Annotated in this window: 14 protein-coding genes; 3 read left to right on the top strand and 11 right to left on the bottom strand. The window is 64.1% G+C overall.

The window, feature by feature from the left end; all coding sequences use genetic code 11:
- The first annotated feature begins 140 nt into the window (after window positions 1-140).
- Window positions 141-968, top strand: coding sequence for a MetQ/NlpA family lipoprotein (locus tag NCR38_RS26095; protein ID WP_061116276.1), 828 nt, complete (start codon window positions 141-143; stop codon window positions 966-968).
- Between the two features lie 145 nt (window positions 969-1,113).
- Here the strand turns inward: NCR38_RS26095 and NCR38_RS26090 are convergent, their stop codons facing one another.
- The 6 genes from NCR38_RS26090 to NCR38_RS26065 all read right to left on the bottom strand — a co-directional run bounded on the left by NCR38_RS26090 (window position 1,114) and on the right by NCR38_RS26065 (window position 7,363).
- Entirely contained in the window at window positions 1,114-1,308 is a 195-nt protein-coding gene (locus NCR38_RS26090; RefSeq protein ID WP_035505105.1) for a hypothetical protein, read from the bottom strand.
- A 345-nt stretch (window positions 1,309-1,653) separates the two neighbouring features.
- Window positions 1,654-3,207: a DHA2 family efflux MFS transporter permease subunit gene (locus NCR38_RS26085; RefSeq protein WP_061116275.1), complete on the bottom strand. Its 1,554-nt coding sequence runs from the start codon at window positions 3,205-3,207 to the stop codon at window positions 1,654-1,656.
- 58 nt (window positions 3,208-3,265) lie between these two features.
- Window positions 3,266-4,459, bottom strand: a complete 1,194-nt coding sequence (locus NCR38_RS26080; RefSeq protein ID WP_061116274.1) for an HlyD family efflux transporter periplasmic adaptor subunit — start codon at window positions 4,457-4,459, stop codon at window positions 3,266-3,268.
- Between the two features lie 28 nt (window positions 4,460-4,487).
- Window positions 4,488-5,957, bottom strand: coding sequence for an efflux transporter outer membrane subunit (locus NCR38_RS26075; RefSeq protein WP_061116273.1), 1,470 nt, complete (start codon window positions 5,955-5,957; stop codon window positions 4,488-4,490).
- Between the two features lie 57 nt (window positions 5,958-6,014).
- Window positions 6,015-6,452, bottom strand: a complete 438-nt coding sequence (locus NCR38_RS26070; RefSeq protein WP_061116272.1) for a MarR family winged helix-turn-helix transcriptional regulator — start codon at window positions 6,450-6,452, stop codon at window positions 6,015-6,017.
- Between the two features lie 98 nt (window positions 6,453-6,550).
- Entirely contained in the window at window positions 6,551-7,363 is an 813-nt protein-coding gene (locus NCR38_RS26065; protein WP_250477799.1) for an alpha/beta hydrolase, read from the bottom strand.
- A gap of 423 nt (window positions 7,364-7,786) precedes the next feature.
- Between NCR38_RS26065 and NCR38_RS26060 the strand changes: the two genes are divergently transcribed.
- Window positions 7,787-10,924, top strand: a complete 3,138-nt coding sequence (locus tag NCR38_RS26060; protein WP_250477798.1) for an acetoacetate--CoA ligase — start codon at window positions 7,787-7,789, stop codon at window positions 10,922-10,924.
- A 59-nt stretch (window positions 10,925-10,983) separates the two neighbouring features.
- Here the strand turns inward: NCR38_RS26060 and murJ are convergent, their stop codons facing one another.
- Complete coding sequence (murJ, locus tag NCR38_RS26055) at window positions 10,984-12,354, bottom strand: murein biosynthesis integral membrane protein MurJ (RefSeq protein ID WP_250477797.1); 1,371 nt, start codon at window positions 12,352-12,354, stop codon at window positions 10,984-10,986.
- A 260-nt stretch (window positions 12,355-12,614) separates the two neighbouring features.
- Here murJ and NCR38_RS26050 point away from each other — a divergent pair, with 260 nt between their 5' ends.
- Window positions 12,615-13,664 carry a glycoside hydrolase family 55 protein gene (locus NCR38_RS26050; protein ID WP_250477796.1) on the top strand — a complete coding sequence of 350 codons (1,050 nt, stop codon included), beginning with the start codon at window positions 12,615-12,617 and terminating at the stop codon, window positions 13,662-13,664.
- 217 nt (window positions 13,665-13,881) lie between these two features.
- On the opposite strand, the gene NCR38_RS26045 is transcribed toward NCR38_RS26050, so the two are convergent.
- The 4 genes from NCR38_RS26045 to tssJ (NCR38_RS26030) are packed head-to-tail and all read right to left on the bottom strand — an operon-like array spanning window position 13,882 to window position 16,456.
- Window positions 13,882-14,400: an OmpA family protein gene (locus NCR38_RS26045; protein WP_061116267.1), complete on the bottom strand. Its 519-nt coding sequence runs from the start codon at window positions 14,398-14,400 to the stop codon at window positions 13,882-13,884.
- A 44-nt stretch (window positions 14,401-14,444) separates the two neighbouring features.
- Window positions 14,445-15,200 carry a type VI secretion system lipoprotein TssJ gene (gene tssJ, locus NCR38_RS26040; RefSeq protein WP_061116266.1) on the bottom strand — a complete coding sequence of 252 codons (756 nt, stop codon included), beginning with the start codon at window positions 15,198-15,200 and terminating at the stop codon, window positions 14,445-14,447.
- Between the two features lie 21 nt (window positions 15,201-15,221).
- On the bottom strand, window positions 15,222-15,938 hold the full coding sequence (locus NCR38_RS26035; protein WP_250477795.1) for a hypothetical protein: 717 nt from the start codon (window positions 15,936-15,938) through the stop codon (window positions 15,222-15,224).
- Window positions 15,935-16,456: a type VI secretion system lipoprotein TssJ gene (tssJ, locus tag NCR38_RS26030; protein WP_311394679.1), complete on the bottom strand. Its 522-nt coding sequence runs from the start codon at window positions 16,454-16,456 to the stop codon at window positions 15,935-15,937. The genes NCR38_RS26035 and tssJ (NCR38_RS26030) overlap by 4 nt, the downstream gene beginning before the upstream one ends.
- Window positions 16,457-16,476: the final 20 nt, after the last annotated feature.

The raw sequence follows: 16,476 nt of genomic DNA, 5'->3' as shown, positions 1-16,476 counted from the left end.
GCTAAATGAGAAATCGTGCTATCGATAGTGCTCGCCGCGAACCTCCTTCGTCACGCATATCGATAGTGCCCGATATTATTTGTCGTGCACGCGCGGCGCCTCTAGCATCACGCTTCCCTCCATCAGCATGCGTGTGCATCATGAAGATCAAGCATTCATTTAAAGCCACTCTGTTCTCGATCCTGCTCGCGTGCGGCGTCGTGAGCGCGCAACCGTCGCTCGCGGCGAATCAGACCGTGCGCGTCGGCATCATGTCCGGCGAAGACGAGGATGTGTGGCGCGCCGTGGCCGCCAATGCCGCAAAGCACGGCATCACGGTGAAGGTCACGACCTTCGCCGACTACACGCAGCCGAACGAAGCGCTCGCGCAGCACGACCTCGACGCCAACTCGTTCCAGCACAAGCCTTATCTCGATGCGCAGATCCAGGCCCGTCATTACGACATAGTGCCCGTGGGCTACACCTATGTGCAGCCGATCGGCCTGTATTCGCGCAAATGGAAATCAGTCGATGCGCTGCCGCAGAACGCGGCCATCGGCGTGCCGAACGACCCGAGCAACGAAGGGCGCGCGCTCCTGCTGTTGCAGGCCAACGGCGTGATCAAGCTGCGGGACAATGTCGGCCTGCTGCCGACCGCGCGCGATATCGCGAGCAACCCGAAGCACGTGCAGATCAAGGAACTGGATGCGGGCATCGTCGGCCGCGCGATCGGTGATCTCGACGCGGCCGTCGTCAACACCGACTGGGCGATCAAGGCCGGCATCAAGATTCCGCAGGAACGCATCGCGCAGGAAAAGGTGCCGAACAATCCGTATCGCAACTTCATCGCGGTGAATGCGAAGGATGCGCAGGCGCCGTGGGTCAAGGCCCTGGTCGAGAGCTATCAGCAGGCCAATGTCGCCTCGTCGATTCTGAGCGTGTATCACGGTGCGACGCTGCCCGCGTGGGAGGGCGCACCGCAGCGTTGACTCGCTCCCATGGATGCCGCCGCGACGCACGAGCGACGCTCACGGCGGCGTGGGACAGGGAGTGACGCCGGCTGCTTGCCGGCCCGCAGCGCATTCGCGCGGGGGAGCGTCGATCAGGCCTATGACGCGGGCCCCACGCGACACTTCAATGAAGACGCCGCACCGCACGCAGCAGCAGATCGCCGTCTTCGGTAATGCGAGGCAGCCGTGCGCCGCTCACGAGCTGCTCCATCGCGATGAGCTGACGTTCGAGAAGCGTGTCCAGTTCGTGGCGGTCGCCGATCTGGTCGGCGGCATCCTTGACTAGCATGAGCGTTGCGAATTCGTGTGCGCTGAGCATACCTGTCTCCCGATTGTTCGAATAACTAATGTAGGTTTGCGTCGGCTGAAGGCGGGGCGCGCATGATTTCAGCGCGCGCTTCAGGACGTGTAACCCGGGGGTACCTCGGGCCGCGATGGCAGCGGGATTTGATAGTAGGACGGGCGTCTCATCCCCGGCAATTCGGGTCGTCCCGGATATTGAGAGTTGATAGCGGAGAAAATCACGCGACATTTACAGGCGCACGCCGCGTTCGACGCATCGGGCTTTCGCAGTCCACCGTATCGGCGCGTGTCCCCTCGATGATCGAAGCGAGGCTGCTCGCCGAACAGTCTTTCGCGGCGAGCACTGATCCCGCGCCACTGCTCAGTGCCCGCCAGCGCCTGCCGCGCCCGCCCCCGTGCCCTTGGCCGGCTTGGTCAGCCAGATGAGCGGCACGATCGCGATGAAGATCACCGCGGACAGCCAGAAGATGTCGTTGAGGCCGAGCATCGCGGCCTGCGCCGTCAACGAACGCTCGAAGAACGCCAGCGCCTGCGAAGGACTGCCGCCGAGCGTGCTCTGCACCGAAGCGATCGCATCGACGAACAAGGGGTTATGCACGCTCGCCTGCTCGACGAGTTGCGAGTGATGCAGGATGGTCCGGTCATTCCAGCCCGTGCTCGCGAGCGATGTGCCGACCGCGCCCGCGAACACGCGCACGAAGTTCGACAAGCCCGCCGCCGCCGGTATCTTCGCGGGCGGCAGGCCGGACAGGATGATGGCCGTCAGCGGCACGAAGAAGAGCGCGGTCGGAATGCCCTGCAGCAGTGTCGGGACGACGAGCGTGAAGGTGTCCACGCCGGTCGTGTAGTGCGAGCGCATGAAGAACACTGCGGCGAAACCGAGAAACGCGAGCGTGGCGAGCACCCGGGCGTCTGAGCGCGGCATCAGCTTGCCCATCACCGGCGCGAGGATCACGGCGAAGATGCCGAGCGGCGCGGTGACGAGGCCGGCATCGACGGAACGGTAGTTGAGATATTCCTGCATCCATTGCGGCAGCAGCACGAGGTTCGAAAAGAACACCGCATACGCGACGGAAATCGCGACGGTCCCGCCCAGGAAGTTGCGCCCCGCGAACAGCTTGATATCGACCACGGGGTTTCGCTCCGTCAGCTCCCAGATCAGAAAGAACACGAAGCTGATGAGCGCGAAAACGCCCAGCGCAACGATCACCGGCGAATTGAACCAGTCGAGGTCTTTGCCCTTGTCGAGCATGATCTGCAGCGACGCGACCCACGCGATCAGCGAGATCAGCCCGACCTTGTCGATCGGCACGCGCTTCACCGGCGTTTCGCGCTCGCGATAGATCGCCCATGTCACGCCCGCCGCGAACAGCCCGACCGGAATGTTGATGTAGAAGATCCACGACCACGAATAGCTGTCGGTGATCCAGCCCCCGAGCGCCGGGCCTGCGATCGGGCCCACGGTCGCGGTCATCGCCCAGAGTGCGAGCGCGGTCGAGCTTTTCTCCTTCGGATAGGAGCCGAGCAGAATGGCCTGCGACAACGGAATCAGCGGGCCGGCCACCGCGCCTTGCAGAACGCGCGCCGCGAGCAGTACGGGCAGATTCGGCGCCATGCCGCACAACCAGGACGACACGACGAACAGCAGGATCGCCCAGACGAACAACTTGATCTGGCCGACGCGCTGCGTGAGCCAGCCCGTCAGCGGAATCGAAATGGCGTTGGCGGCGGCGAACAGCGTGATGACCCACGTGCCCTCGTCGACCGAGACGCCGAGATTGCCCGCGATCGTCGGAATCGCGACATTGGCGATCGACGAGTCGAGCACGTTCATGAAGGTCGCGAGCGCGACGGCAAGTGTCGCGAGGACGAGCTTGCCGCCTTGCAGCGGCGCGGGTTGCGTGGTCGGGTTCATGGCATTACCTGATTCGTTAATGACTGACCTGTCAGATATTTCGACGAAAAAATGCGCGTCAATGAGCCGTCACGTTCCCGGCGATGATCCGTTCGATTTCCGCGTTCGCCTCGGCGCCGTAGTGGCTGAAGACATCGGTCCGATACGAAGTCGTCGATGCCGCGCCGAGCTGCGTGCCGGACTGATCGCGCGTCTCCACTTCCGTCTGCATCGACAAGCCGATGCGCAGCGGATGCGCGTCCAGTTCGCGCTGATCGAGCCGGATGCGCACCGGCAGACGCTGCACTACTTTGATCCAGTTGCCGGTCGCATTCTGCGCGGGCAGCACCGCGAAGGCCGCGCCCGTGCCCGCCGAAAAACCTTCGACATGGCCGTGGTACTTCACCTTCGAGCCGTACGCATCGGCGGTCAGCGTGACCGGCTGGCCGATACGCATATGCGCGAGCTGCACCTCCTTGAAGTTGGCATCGACCCAGACGCCGTCGAGCGGGACGATTGCCATGAGCGGCGTGCCGGGCGCGACGCGCTGGCCGACCTGCACCGAGCGGCGCGCGACGTACCCCGTCACCGGCGCGGGCAGCGTGTTGCGCGCGTTGTCGAGCCACGCGTCGCGCACCTTCGCCGCGGCGGCCTGCACGTTCGGATGGCGTTCGATCGACGTGCGGTCGGTCAGCGCGTGATTCGCCTCGGATTGCTGACGCACGGCGTCGAGCGCGGCCTGCGCGGCGCTCACGGCATCGCGCGCATGAGCGATGTCTTCGACGGAGACCGCGCCGGTGTCGGCGACCGCCATGCGGCGCTTCAGGTCCGCCTGCGCGCGCGTCAGATCGGACTGGCGCTGCGCGACCGTCGCCGCGTAATACGCGTTGTTGACGTACAGGCTGCTCACTTGCCGTACCGTTTGCGCGAGATTCGCTTCGGCATTGGCGAGCGCGGCTTTCGCGTCGGCGGCGTCGAGCGTGACGACGGGCGCGCCCTGATGGACGATCTGCGTGTCGTCGGCGTTCACGGCAATCACCGTGCCGCTCAGTTGAGGCGTCAGTTGCACGAGATTGCCGCTGACATACGCATCGTCGGTCGATTCGAAGAAGCGGCCCGTCGTGTAGTAATAGCCGCCCCAGCCCGCGCCGCCGATCACGATGGCCGCCGCGAGCAGCGAGAGCAGCAGCTTGCGCTTGCTGCGGGGGCGAGTCGTCGTGTCGGATGGCGATTGATTCGCGTCCGTGCGTTCGGTGGTGGTGATGTCGCTCATGTCGGTGCTCCGGTTCCCTGTTTGTCGATCAGCGCGCGGCGAGCGCATCGGCTGATGTATCCGTATAGCCGCCGCCCAGTGCGGCCGCGAGCGCGATCTGCTGATCGCGCCGGTCCATCTTCAGATTCGCGACCGCGCGGTCGGCCGCGAGTGCGTTGGTCTGCGCGTTCAGCACCGTCAACTGATTCGCGAGGCCCGCGCGATATTGCGTGAGCGCCAGTTGTTGCGCGCCGTGCGCGGCGTCTTGGGCGACGTTTGCATCGACGAGTTGCGCATCCGTCGAGCGGATCTGCGAGAGGTTCGTGGCGACCTCGCTCAGTGCGGTGACGAGCGTCTGGTCATAGGTCGCGACGGCATAGTCGAATTCGGCGTAGCGATCCTTGAGTTGTGCTCGCAGCGCGCCGCCGTCGAAGATCGGCAGATGGATCGCCGGGCCCGCCGACATCGTCCGGCTCGCTGCCGTCAGCAGCCGGCCGAAACCGAAGGCGTCGAGTCCGAGCGATGCGCTCAGATTGATGTCGGGATAGAACTCCGCCTTCGCCTCCTTGATGTCGTGCGTCATTGCGCCGACACGCCAGCGCGCCGCGACGATATCCGGCCGGCGGCTCACGAGGTCGGCGGGCAGATTGCCGGGCAGACGCACTTCATCGCCGATGCCGAGCTGCGGACGCGCGAGCGACAAGCCACGGTCCGGACCCTTGCCTAGCAGCGCCGCGATCTGATAGCGCGTCACGACGATGCGGCCATCGAGCGCGGACAGCGCCGAACGGCTCGATGCGAGGTCGGCCTCCGCGGTCTTGCGTTCGACTTCGGTATCGAGCCCGTTGGCGATGCGGCCCGCGGTGATACGCATGATCTTTTCGCGCTCGTCGACTTCGTTCTGCGCGATGTCGTGCAACGCATAGAGCCGCGCGAGCTGGTTGTACGTGCGCGCGATGGACGTGTCGAGCGCGAGCCGCACCGCCTCCGAATCGGCCCGGCTCGCCTGCTCTTGCGACACGGCGGATTTGAGCGCCGCGCGGTTCTTGCCCCACAGATCGAGATCGTAGGAAGCGGACAGGAGCCCCTTGTTCTCCGACTGCCACGAACCGGCGTACGGCGGCGGCACGAGCGCGTTCTCGGAATAGCGTTGGCGCGTGTAGGAGTAGGACGCATCGACGCGCGGCAGCGTGCCCGCCTTCGCGGTTTCGCTATACGCCGACGCCGCCGCGATGCGGGCGCGCGCCTGTTCGAGCGTCGGACTGCCGGCGAGTGCTTCGTCGAGCAGCGCGCGCAGTTGCGCATCGCCGAACTGATCGGCCCAGTCGGACGCCGGCCAGCGGCCCTCGCCGGCGGGCAGGCTCTGCTGCGTCGCGTAGTCTTGCGGCTGCGCCAATGCCTTGTCGCTATGGATGCCGGAATAGTTCGCGCACGCCGCGAGCACAGCGGCGAACATCAGCGTGACGCCGGTTCTCGCGACCCGCAAACCGAACGTACGGCGATTTAGTTGCTTTTTCATTTTCTGACTCGTCAGATAAATGGAGGAAAAAATGCGCGGACGCCTTGTGCCGCGCGCTCAGTCTTCGAGAAACTTGTTCAGCAGCCGGCGGAATTCCTGAAACTCGCTTTTGGTGAACTTCCTGAGACGCCTGTTCACCACGACCGGCGCGATATGCGGCAATTCCTCCGCGATTTTCTCGCCGGCCCGCGTCAGCGTGAGATTCACGACGCGGCGATCTTCCAGACTGCGCGTGCGTTGCAGCAGGCCTCTGTCTTCGAGCTTGTCGAGCATGCGCGTCATGAGGCCCGTGTCGATGCCGAGCAGTTTCGACAGTTCGAACGGCGTCTGCGTCTCGCCGCCGCGCATGGACATGAGAATGCCCATTTGCTGCGCGGTGATGCCGAGATCTTTCAGGGCGGCGTCGAGTTCCGCGGCCAGAAGGTTGCGCGCCTTGTTGACGGCGAAACCGACGCTCTGGGTGAGGGTGAAGTTTTCGGGCGTGTAATGGTCCATGCCTGTTCTCCGGTGCGGCGAACCGCCATGGCACGTAACTTTACTGCAAAGTCAGATTTTGTCAAAGTCTATTTCTGTGCTCGGAGACCGCCATGTGCTCAGTGTGCGTCGATGAACGCGGTGACATCGGCGAGAACGGGCGAGTCCTTGCGCCGCTTCGCCGAGAATGACTTGATGATCGTATCGTGGCCGTATCCCGCATATTTTTTCAGGACGACGGCGTCGTGATGCGCGCGCAACGCGTCGGCGAAACGATCGCTGTTGCGCGGATCGACATCGGTATCCGCCGTGCCCGCGGCGAGCAGCATCGGCGGTTTGTCGCCCGAAAGGAACGCGATGGGCAGCGCGCTCTGGCGCAATGCCGCCGGAAAGATCTCGTCCATGTGAGGGTCGCTCGTCGGGATGGCGGCGTATGGGCCTGCGAGTCCGATCATTCCCGAAAGCGACGTGTTCGCCATGCCCTGCGCGGCCAGATAGCGCGGATCGGTTGCGAGCATCGCGGCCATGTGCGCGCCCGAGGAATGACCCATCAGGAAGATGCGCCGGGGATCGCCGCCGAATTCGGCCGCGTGATCGCGCGCCCAGCGCACGGCCGCGGCGGCTTCATCGAGAAAGCCCGGAAAAACGACGTCCGGATAAATGCGGTAATCCGGCGCTACCGTCACGATGCCATGCTCGGCGAGCGCCTCCCCAATGTCGCGCGAATCCGAACGATGCCCGCTTTGCCAGCCGCCGCCGTAGAAATACACGACCACGGGAAGGTTCGCGCGCGCGCGCGATTCGGGTGCATAGACGTCGAGCCGCTCGCGTTGCGCCTTGCCATAGGCGATGCCATCCGCCCGCTCGCCATCGCGCTCGAACGCGCGACTCGCGACCACGCCACCCACGCATGCTGCCAGTGCCAGGGTCATGAATTTTCTTCGTGCCGGGAAATACATGTTGCCGTCGAACCTCTTCTTTCAGACAGTCATTAGACGATGTGAAACATGCAAGCGTCCGTGCGCAAGACATCGTTCAGAGCGCACTGCCGATCGACCGCTCGAAAGGTTATTGCAAGCATATAGTTCGTTCTCCAATCTGTTGCACAACAGCCGCGTCAATCCTACCGATTTCCGACAGACGCCTTCAGCCAGCCCACGTCTTTTGTTCCTCTGCGCACATTACGGCGCGATTCGGCTCGATACGCTTCATCGTCGATGACACGCGTCCGCCCGGAATCGGACCTCGACGAATCAGAGCGCCCAGAGGCGCCGCGCATAACTCGAAGAGTCAAGAAAAAACAGAAGGCAAGCCGAAGGGACCCGGTATTGCCATAACCGCTGAGGGAGCATTTCATGGATCGTTCGGAATCGCCCAACGAGGCGAGAACACGTCTGCCGATTTTCGACCACGACCCCGTTCGCACCGCACAGTCACAGATGACCGCGTTCACCGCGGCGCTGCAGGCACACACGGGTCAGCCTTTCACGCGCTACAGCGAATTGCACGACTTCTCGGTCAGGAACTTTCGCGTTTTCTGGAAGTGCTTCATGCAATGGACGCATGGACTGCAGTGGTCGGGCGAAGCGGAGCCCGTGTGCGTCGGCGATCTATGCGAGCACGCAAGCTTTTTTCCAAACGTCAAGCTGAACTATGCCGAGAACCTGCTCGGGTTTTCCATCGCACCCGCCGATGCGCCCGCGCTCACCGCCTGCCATGCCGACGGACGCCGCGTGCATCTCACGCGCGGCGAGTTGCGCGCGCGCGTGGCTCGCCTCGCCGACGCGCTTACCCAACTGGGCTTGCGCGAAGGCGACCGCGTCGCGGGCGTGATGCGCAATGACGCCGATGCGATCGTCACCGCGCTTGCCGTGACCGCGATCGGCGCGACGCTGTCGACCGCCGCGACCGAAATGGGCATCGAAACGCTGCTCGACCGCTTCACGCAACTCGAACCGCGCTTCCTGTTCGCGCATACCGCCGCACAGTCTTTCGACACCGGCACGCCGCTCGCGCACAAGCTGTCGATCCTCGCCGACGCGCTGCCAACGCTTGCGGGCGTCGTCTGCCTCGACGGCGATCCGTCGGCCGTGCGCGCCGCGCCGCCCGTCAAATCGCTCGAGGCGCTGCTCGCCGCCGGCGATCCGCGCCGCGTCGAATGGAAGCGCTTCGGCTTCAATCATCCGCTCTTCGTCATGTTCTCCTCGGGCACGACCGGCAAGCCCAAGTGCATCGTGCATGGCACGGGCGGCAGTCTGATCGAGCATCTGAAGGAGCACCGGCTGCACTGCGATCTGAAGCCGGGCGATCGCATGTTCTTCCACACCAGTTGCGCGTGGATGATGTGGAACTGGCAGTTGTCGGCCCTCGCATCGGGCGTCGAAATCGTGACCTACGACGGGCCGATCGCATCGGTCGATACGTTGTGGCGGCTCGTCGCCGAAGAACGCGTCGACGTGTTCGGCACGAGCCCCGCGTACCTGAAGATGTGCGAGGACGCCGGACTCGTGCCATCGCGCGAATTCGACCTGAGCGCCCTGCGCGCGATGATGTCGACCGGCGCGATCCTCTTCGACGCCCAGTTCGAATGGGTGCGCGACAACGTGAAGCCGCTGCGGCTTCAATCCATTTCAGGCGGCACCGATATCCTCGGCTGCTTCGTGCTCGGCAATCCGAACCTGCCCGTGTACGCGGGCGAAGCGCAGTGCAAGAGCCTCGCATTCGACGTTCAGGCGTGGCGCGACGGAGCGCGCACGCAAGGAACCGGGGAACTGGTGTGCGCGAATCCGTTCCCGTCGCGCCCGCTCGGGTTCCTGAACGACCCGGACGGCGAGCGGTTCCACAAGGCGTATTTCAGCGCGAATCCCGGCGTATGGACACACGGCGACCAGATCGAGCTTCCGCCGGAAGGCACCGCGCGTATGCATGGGCGCAGCGATGGCGTGCTCGTCGTGCGCGGCATCAATGTCGGACCGGGCGAGATCTACGGCGTGCTGAACGATATTCCGGAGATACGCGAGGGCATCGTCGTTCAACAACGCATGCGCGATGCCGCCAACGCCGATGGACCGGGCAATCCCGTCGGCGAGCGTCTCGTGCTGCTCGTCACGCTGAAGCCGGGCGCGCGGCTCAGCGGGCCGCTGATCGCGCGGATTCGCCGCGATCTCGTGCGCCGCACGTCCGCGGCGCACGTGCCGGATGTGATCGCGGCCGTCGACGACCTGCCGGTCACGCATAGCGGCAAGCTCACTGAAGCGGCGGTGCGCAACGCGGTCAACGGACTCGACGTGACCAACGCCGCCGCGCTGCGCAATCCCGCCTCGCTCGATGCAATCCGCGCGCACCCCGCCTTGCAACCCCGCCCGGCCGAATCGCCGCAGTCCTACGCCACGCGCGAAGAACTGGAACGGCTGCTGCAGACGAAATGGGAGCAGTTGTTCGCCTTCGCACCGATCGGCCGCGACGACAATTTCTTCGAGCTCGGCGGGCATTCGCTGCTGGCGGCGCGGCTGCTCGCGGAACTGCAGCCGATCATCGGACGCCCGATTCCGCTTGCGACCATGCTGCGTGCGCCGACCATCGCGAAACTCGCCGACGTGATCGATAACGGCGCGCTGCCACAGACATCGGAAGTGCTCGTGCCGATGCGCGAAGGCGACGGCGCGCCGCTCTTCTTCGTGCACAGCGTGACGGGCTCGGTGCTCGAATGCACCCAGCTCATCGGGAGTCTGCGCAAGCAGCGTCCGGTGTACGGTCTGCAGGCGCTCGGACTCGACGGTGAAACGCCGCCGCAACGCCGCGTCGAGGACATGGCGAAAACGTACGTCGAGGAGATTCGCAAGGTACAGCCGAGCGGGCCTTATGCGCTCGCCGGCTTCTCCTTCGGCGGATTGGTCGCGCTCGAAATCGCGCAGCAGTTGTTCGGCGCGGGCGAGCAGACGGAGTTCGTGTGCCTGCTCGACACCTACGTCCAGGAGCGCTGGCTGCCGTGGTTCTCGTTGCTCGAATTCCGGCGCGATTATGCGAGCCGGCTGTGGAAGACGCTCTCGGGCATGCCGCCGAAAGCGCGCGTGACTTTCGCGGCGGGCAAGTTTCGCGCCGCCGTGAACAAGGTATCGATGCGGCTCGGCCGCGTGCCGCAGGCGCAGGCGCAGGCCGCGCCGCTCGCCGATCCGATGCCGCCGGTGTTGCGGCGCATGCGCGATACGTGTCGCACCGCGATGAACAACTATCGGCCGAAGCCGTATGCGGGCGGACGGATCGTCTATGTGCGCGCCGCCTTGCGCGACGAGGACCGGGGCGACCCGCTGCCGCTGTATCGCAAGATTGCACGCGGCGGGCTGACGGTCGCGGAAGTGCCGGGTAATCACGCGGGCGTCATCGAGGAACCGGGCGTCTATGCCGCCGCGGCCGTGCTGGACAGGGACTACAGCGTCGAGGACGAGTCGGAAGTGCAGCGCCGCGGTCACGGCGTCATGGTGCGGGGCGCGTGAGAAGCAGTGGCCGGATCGTCAGCCGCTCGCAGACATGAGCGGCTGACGACCAGCGGCCGTTATGACCTTTGCTCGCCGGTTCCGACGTAAGGCGGCGCGAAGCGGGTCCAGAAGAGATAGCAGGCCAGCACGCTGGCTGCGCCCACGCCGGTACCGAGCGGCACGCCCAGCGGACCGTAAAAGCGAATCAGCACCGCATTGGCGGCCAGCTTGGTCGCGAAGCCAAGCACGGAGATGACGGTGATGGCCTTGTAGCGCGCTTCGCTTGCGAACAACTGGATCAGCACGCACATCCCGAAAGAGAACGGTATCTGCGAAAGCCCGAAGCGAAAGAGGCTCGTGACCGCAATCGTGTCCTCGCTCGTGAATGCGCCCTTCTGGAAGAACAGCTTGATCGCATACGGCGCGAGGAGATAGGCGAGCGCGGCGCCGATCGATCCCACCGCCAGCATCACGAACGACCATTTGATGGCCGTGCTGCGCGCCCGCGCATGATCGCCTCGATGCAGGATTTCCGAAAGAATCGGCAACGTTGCCCGGCTGATGGCGATCGCCCCCATGCTCACGAGCAGCGAGAGCAGGCGGTTAGCGTAGCCGAGCGTCGCGATGGCGCCATCGCCCATATGCGCCATGAAATACTGATCGACGGGAAGCCAAAGGTTCGCGACCACCGAGCCGATCAGCAGCATGCCCATCGAGCGTGTCATGCCCGGCCATTCCTTCGCGCGCAGCGACAGACGCGGACGCGCGGGCACGGCATCGGCGCGTTTCGCGAGAATCCGCAGCCACGCCGCCTGAATCACGATGCCGATCGTCGTCCCCACGATGAGCGGCATGACCGACGTGTTGTCGCGCGCGCTCAGCACGAAGACGAGCAGTGCAATGGCCGGCACGCATTCCAGCAGCGTGTTGATGTGCTTCTCCGATGCCTGGAGCCGCGCCGCCGAGATACAGATCGTGAAGGCCAGCACGCCGACCGGCGTCATGCCGACGACCATTTGACGGCACATCTCGCGCGTCGACTCGGCGAGGCTTCCCGAGAAGAAGCCCACCATGTGAGGCCAGAAAAAGTACAGCAGCAGCGAAAACACGATGCCGATGGCAAGCCCCGCTCCTTCGAGTTCGCCGAGAAGCTGGTTCTGCCGGGCCTTGTCGTTTCTGAGCGCGACGAGCGCGGGAACGAGCAGCACGCTCAACTGGTTCGTGATCGTCGCGGGGAGCCAGGTGACGAGCGTGAGCGCGAGCTGATAGGCGTCGACGGTGCCGCTGATCCCGTACCGATACGCGATCGCCATTTCCTTCGATGCGCCGATGAACTTCCCGGCGAGCACGAATATCAGCAGGACGAAGGCGCTCCTTGCTATGCGCTTGTGGTCCTGATGAACGCCAAGCAGACGCTCTCTTAGCGATTGCACTGTTGCGGTCAGCACACTTCCTCCGGCAATTTGGATCTCGATCCGCGCAGGACCGGCTGGCCGCCTGCGCACCGAGGGAGCGTGCATCAAACGCAACGGTCGGACTGTTCGCCATGCCACCGGCGCGCGATGATGCAGTTTTGCGCGGGCATTTTCGCGCCTCGCCTGGTGTGCTACCGGGCAGAAGTCCGCGATCATAGGTGCGAGAGTTGCGGCTGCGAGACGCCTTACCGAAGCCTCGTCATCGTGAAAATCAAAGCGTGCATGGGATGTAAATGAAGAAATCGATCGTGGTTGGCGTGATAGTGATTGTCGTTTCCTTGCTCGTGATCGATACGCCAGGCGTGACGAGGCATTTTCAGACGGTCTACGCTGCCTGGGACGATGGCCGCATCCTCGATCGCCTTACATTGAGCAACGTCATGCGCTGGTGGCGCGAGTTCAGAGACGGGCGCGACAGCGGCGGCTATCGCGCGAGCCTCACCCGTTCGCCCGTCCCGGCGACGGCGAGTTGCCCGGAGACGTCCTTCACGCCGCCCAAACTGGTCGACCCGCGCAGCCCGAAGGCGTTCGGCGCGACCGGCGACGGCAAAACCGACGACACCAGGGCGTTCCAGGCCGCGGTCGATGCCGGCGACGTGCTCGTGCCCGCCGGAACGTATCTGCTCAATCACACGGTCGTCATCACGGCCAGTCACCGGCATATCCAGTGCGAGCCCGGCGCGACGCTCAAAAAGACGGTCCGCGAGGACAGCAACATGTTCAACTTCGAGGGTCCGTCGACGGGGAACAGTCTCGTCGGCTGCAACTTCGTGGGTGCCAATCCGACCCGCATCCGTGACTGGGAAAAACCCGGACACTACGATATTCCTGTGCAGACCAACGGCGCGGTGGACAACTTCACGCTCGCGGGCAACAGCTTCCGCGACTTCTTCGGCCAGTCGATGTTTCAGACCGAAGGGCAAGGCGGCGGAACCGGCACCGTGCTGGTGTTCAACTCGTTCGCCAACTGCCCGCTTTACGGCATTGCGCTGGTGGGGTCGGTCAAAGGACGCGTTGCCTACAATCTGGCCGATAACTGCCGCATGGGTCCCGAGAACAACGACGCCACGCAGGACTCCGGCGGCAACGTCCTCGAATGCAACCGCATGATCAACGGCGGCAATATCACCGGCGGGTCCAATGGCGAGGGCGGCGTGGACTATAGCGGGAACGTCGTGCGGCATAACATCCTCGACGGCGGCTATATGCAGGTCAGCCCGCCGGAGCGCGGAAAGCCCGCCAGGTATATCGATAACACCTGCAACGACTGCGGCACTGAATGAGCGCGTTGCGCGGCCGCCCTCATGCGCTCATTCCCGACGTCCAGAATCCTTCTCGACCGATGCGCGAACACGCCGCACCGCGTTTCCCGGAGAAGGATCATGAAATAGATCGGTTATGTCGCTGTCGCTACGGTGTTCGGTATCGGACTGGTGAGCAGCGCTCAGGCGCATGTGTTCGTCGGCATGAACGTTCAGCATGCGCCGACCGCAGCCTTCGTCAATTCCGCGTCGCCGCCTTGCCCATGATCGCGTCGAGCGACTCGCCGATCACCACGATTTCCGTGCGGCGGTTCTTCGCCTGCCCCTCCGGGGTGTCGTTGCTCGCCGCCGGCCGGTCATACGCGAAACCCTTCGTGGCGATGCGCGAGGACGCGATGCCCCGCTCCTCCAGTGCGCTCGCGACGGTCTGCGCACGCTCTTCGGAGAGCGCCCGGTTGTACTCGTGCGTGCCGGTATTGTCGGTGTGCCCTTCGACGATCACGGACTTCTTGCTGCGCTCGAGCAGCACGACCGCGCGCTGGATGGCGGTTCCCGAATCGCTGCGCAGCGTCGATTTATCGAAGTCGAACAGCACGCGGTCGGGCAGACGCACTTGCACGCCCTCGGTCGTTTGCGTCACTTCGATGCCCACCTGCTGATTGAGGGCGATTTCCTTGTCGCGATCCGGTCCGGTGGCGCAGCCTGCCAAGAGGGATATCGAAAGCGCGCACGCGGTGAGAGAGAGGAACTGCTTCATCTTGCTTCCTGATGTGGTGGTAAAGGTTGAGATTCAGACACGGCTCAGTTCGAGAGCAGTCCGCCGGCGCTGCGGGCCACGGCGCTCGCGCCCGCTTTCGCACTCTTGACCGAATCGGCCGCGGACTCGAGGCTTGGCGACGCAGCCTTGGCCGCCGCCGAAGCCTCCGAAACACCGGATGCCGCCGACGCTGCCACAGCGGGGACGGACTGCTGCGGCGTATCGCGTGTCACAGGCCTGGGTTTCGCGCCCTCATAGGCGAGCCGGTTTCCTTGTACATGAATCTTCACCGGATCTGTGTCTTTCCATTGCCGCTTCGGAATCAGCAGCTTCCATACGCCGTCGCTGCCCGGCGCACGGAAGAACGCCACCACACCGACGTACCCGGCGTCCTTGTCCATCGGCTCGCTGATGCTCGCGCTCGCGCCGGGACGGATCACAACGTCTTTCGTCGCGACGAGATCCGTCTTGAGCAACTCGAGGTCGTTGTTCTGCAACTGCACGTATTCGAGCTGCGCGAAGGTCTTCGAGTCCTTCAACTGGTAGAGCCGCACGACGGTCGAGAGCGGCCGACCGCTCGTGGTTTCGTTCAATGCGGCGCGCGCGTCGAGATCGACGTTCATCGTTTTGACTTGCGTCGTGAAGAGCCATTGCGCGGCGTCGACGGTGCTGTCCTTCGTGGCCTGCCATGCGCCGCAGGCGGACAGCCCAAGGGTCGCGATGGCGACCGCCGTGACAAGCCGCCCGCGCGCGCACGTGATGAAACTTCGACTGCCTGAAGCGTTGAATCTGTTTTGCATCGTTTCGTGATCCTGCTTTCGCTACGTTGTTTTTTGACTGGATTCGCACTGAGCGCATCGAGGACGATGACGCTTGCCGAACAGGAATTGCGCCCCTGCGCGCATCTGTCGATGACCGTTCGCACATTCGAATTCGTAGTGCGTGTAGTAGCCGGACCATGCCTGAGCGAGACAGCGCCATCCGAGCCTGGATGCGTATTCACGCAATCTTGCCAATGCGGGATGGAGTGATGGGTCAGCAGCAGCCGCTCTTGCTCGAGATTGCAGCGCCGCGTCGCGGACGTGATTCGCGCGGAGCTTCTGGCGTTCAAGCGCGGCGCACTCCGGACACCAGGCGCCGTGTCTGATACTTTCCGGCCGGCCCTCCCACACGTGACCCAGGCGGCATTTCCAGGTCAATATGCCTTTGGCCGTCTGCGTCTCCACCGAGAGGCAACGTCCCCCCCGCGACGCGGCGATTGCGTGCATCACGCCGAGCGGCGTCTGCCTTTCGAGCCTCACGCAGGTCTTGCACCAATTGCCCTGAAATGTCTTGACGGCCGTCTGCTCCCATTCATGCCCTTCGGCGCAGCGGAATTTGTAGTAGCTCTGCGGTCCAGAGTAAGCGGTATCGAGACATTCGCCGTTGCGTTCACGAGCGACGCTTTGAAGATGTTGCAAACCGTCTTGAAGAAGCGCTCGCCGCGCGCGCCGCCTCTCCAGATTCAGGTTGCCTTCCGAAGACGAGACATCGGTCATTTCTTGCCGGCTTTCGTGTGGTCATCGGAGATGTCGAGCGTTCCGCCCGACACGGTCAGCTTCAGCGGCGCATCGTCGGGCAGCTTCTTTTTGGGGACGACGAGCTTCCACGTTCCTGTCCTGGCGGCGGTCTGGTAGAACGCGGCGATCGCGACGAATTTCGTGTCCCGTTCCATCGGCTGTGACGTGCTTGCCGATCCGCCGGGATTGATCACTGCCGCCATGCTCGCCTGCACATCTTGTGCGAGCACGGCGTTGTCGCTGTTGAGGAGGTCGTTGTACGAGGCGTCATCGAAACGTTTGCGGTCCTTCAATTGATAGACGCGCACCGCGACCGATCTCGCATGGCCCGCGTCATCCTGATTCGGGTCCGCGCATGCGGTCAGATCGACGTCGACGGTCTTGCCGCGGTTGTGAAACACCGTGTCGTAGGCGGCCACCGTCGAGTCGGAAGCGGCTTGCCACGCGCCGCATCCCGACAGTGAGAGCGTCACGAGCACTGAGGCCGCGAGGGCCATTGTTTGTCGATTCAACATGG

The sequence above is a fragment of the Caballeronia sp. INML1 genome (assembly GCF_023631085.1).
GTDB lineage: Bacteria > Pseudomonadota > Gammaproteobacteria > Burkholderiales > Burkholderiaceae > Caballeronia > Caballeronia turbans.
This window is presented reverse-complemented; position numbering and strand designations above follow the sequence as displayed.

Coding starts and splice junctions, on each gene's coding strand:
- NCR38_RS26070 (WP_061116272.1), bottom strand. CDS start 6,452: ATGGACCATTACACGCCCGAAAACTTCACCCTCACCCAGAGCGTCGGT.
- tssJ (WP_061116266.1), bottom strand. CDS start 15,200: ATGCAAAACAGATTCAACGCTTCAGGCAGTCGAAGTTTCATCACGTGC.
- NCR38_RS26065 (WP_250477799.1), bottom strand. CDS start 7,363: ATGACCCTGGCACTGGCAGCATGCGTGGGTGGCGTGGTCGCGAGTCGC.
- NCR38_RS26085 (WP_061116275.1), bottom strand. CDS start 3,207: ATGAACCCGACCACGCAACCCGCGCCGCTGCAAGGCGGCAAGCTCGTC.
- tssJ (WP_311394679.1), bottom strand. CDS start 16,456: ATGGCCCTCGCGGCCTCAGTGCTCGTGACGCTCTCACTGTCGGGATGC.
- NCR38_RS26080 (WP_061116274.1), bottom strand. CDS start 4,459: ATGAGCGACATCACCACCACCGAACGCACGGACGCGAATCAATCGCCA.
- NCR38_RS26095 (WP_061116276.1), top strand. CDS start 141: ATGAAGATCAAGCATTCATTTAAAGCCACTCTGTTCTCGATCCTGCTC.
- NCR38_RS26075 (WP_061116273.1), bottom strand. CDS start 5,957: ATGAAAAAGCAACTAAATCGCCGTACGTTCGGTTTGCGGGTCGCGAGA.
- NCR38_RS26045 (WP_061116267.1), bottom strand. CDS start 14,400: ATGAAGCAGTTCCTCTCTCTCACCGCGTGCGCGCTTTCGATATCCCTC.
- NCR38_RS26035 (WP_250477795.1), bottom strand. CDS start 15,938: ATGACCGATGTCTCGTCTTCGGAAGGCAACCTGAATCTGGAGAGGCGG.
- NCR38_RS26060 (WP_250477798.1), top strand. CDS start 7,787: ATGGATCGTTCGGAATCGCCCAACGAGGCGAGAACACGTCTGCCGATT.
- NCR38_RS26090 (WP_035505105.1), bottom strand. CDS start 1,308: ATGCTCAGCGCACACGAATTCGCAACGCTCATGCTAGTCAAGGATGCC.
- NCR38_RS26050 (WP_250477796.1), top strand. CDS start 12,615: ATGAAGAAATCGATCGTGGTTGGCGTGATAGTGATTGTCGTTTCCTTG.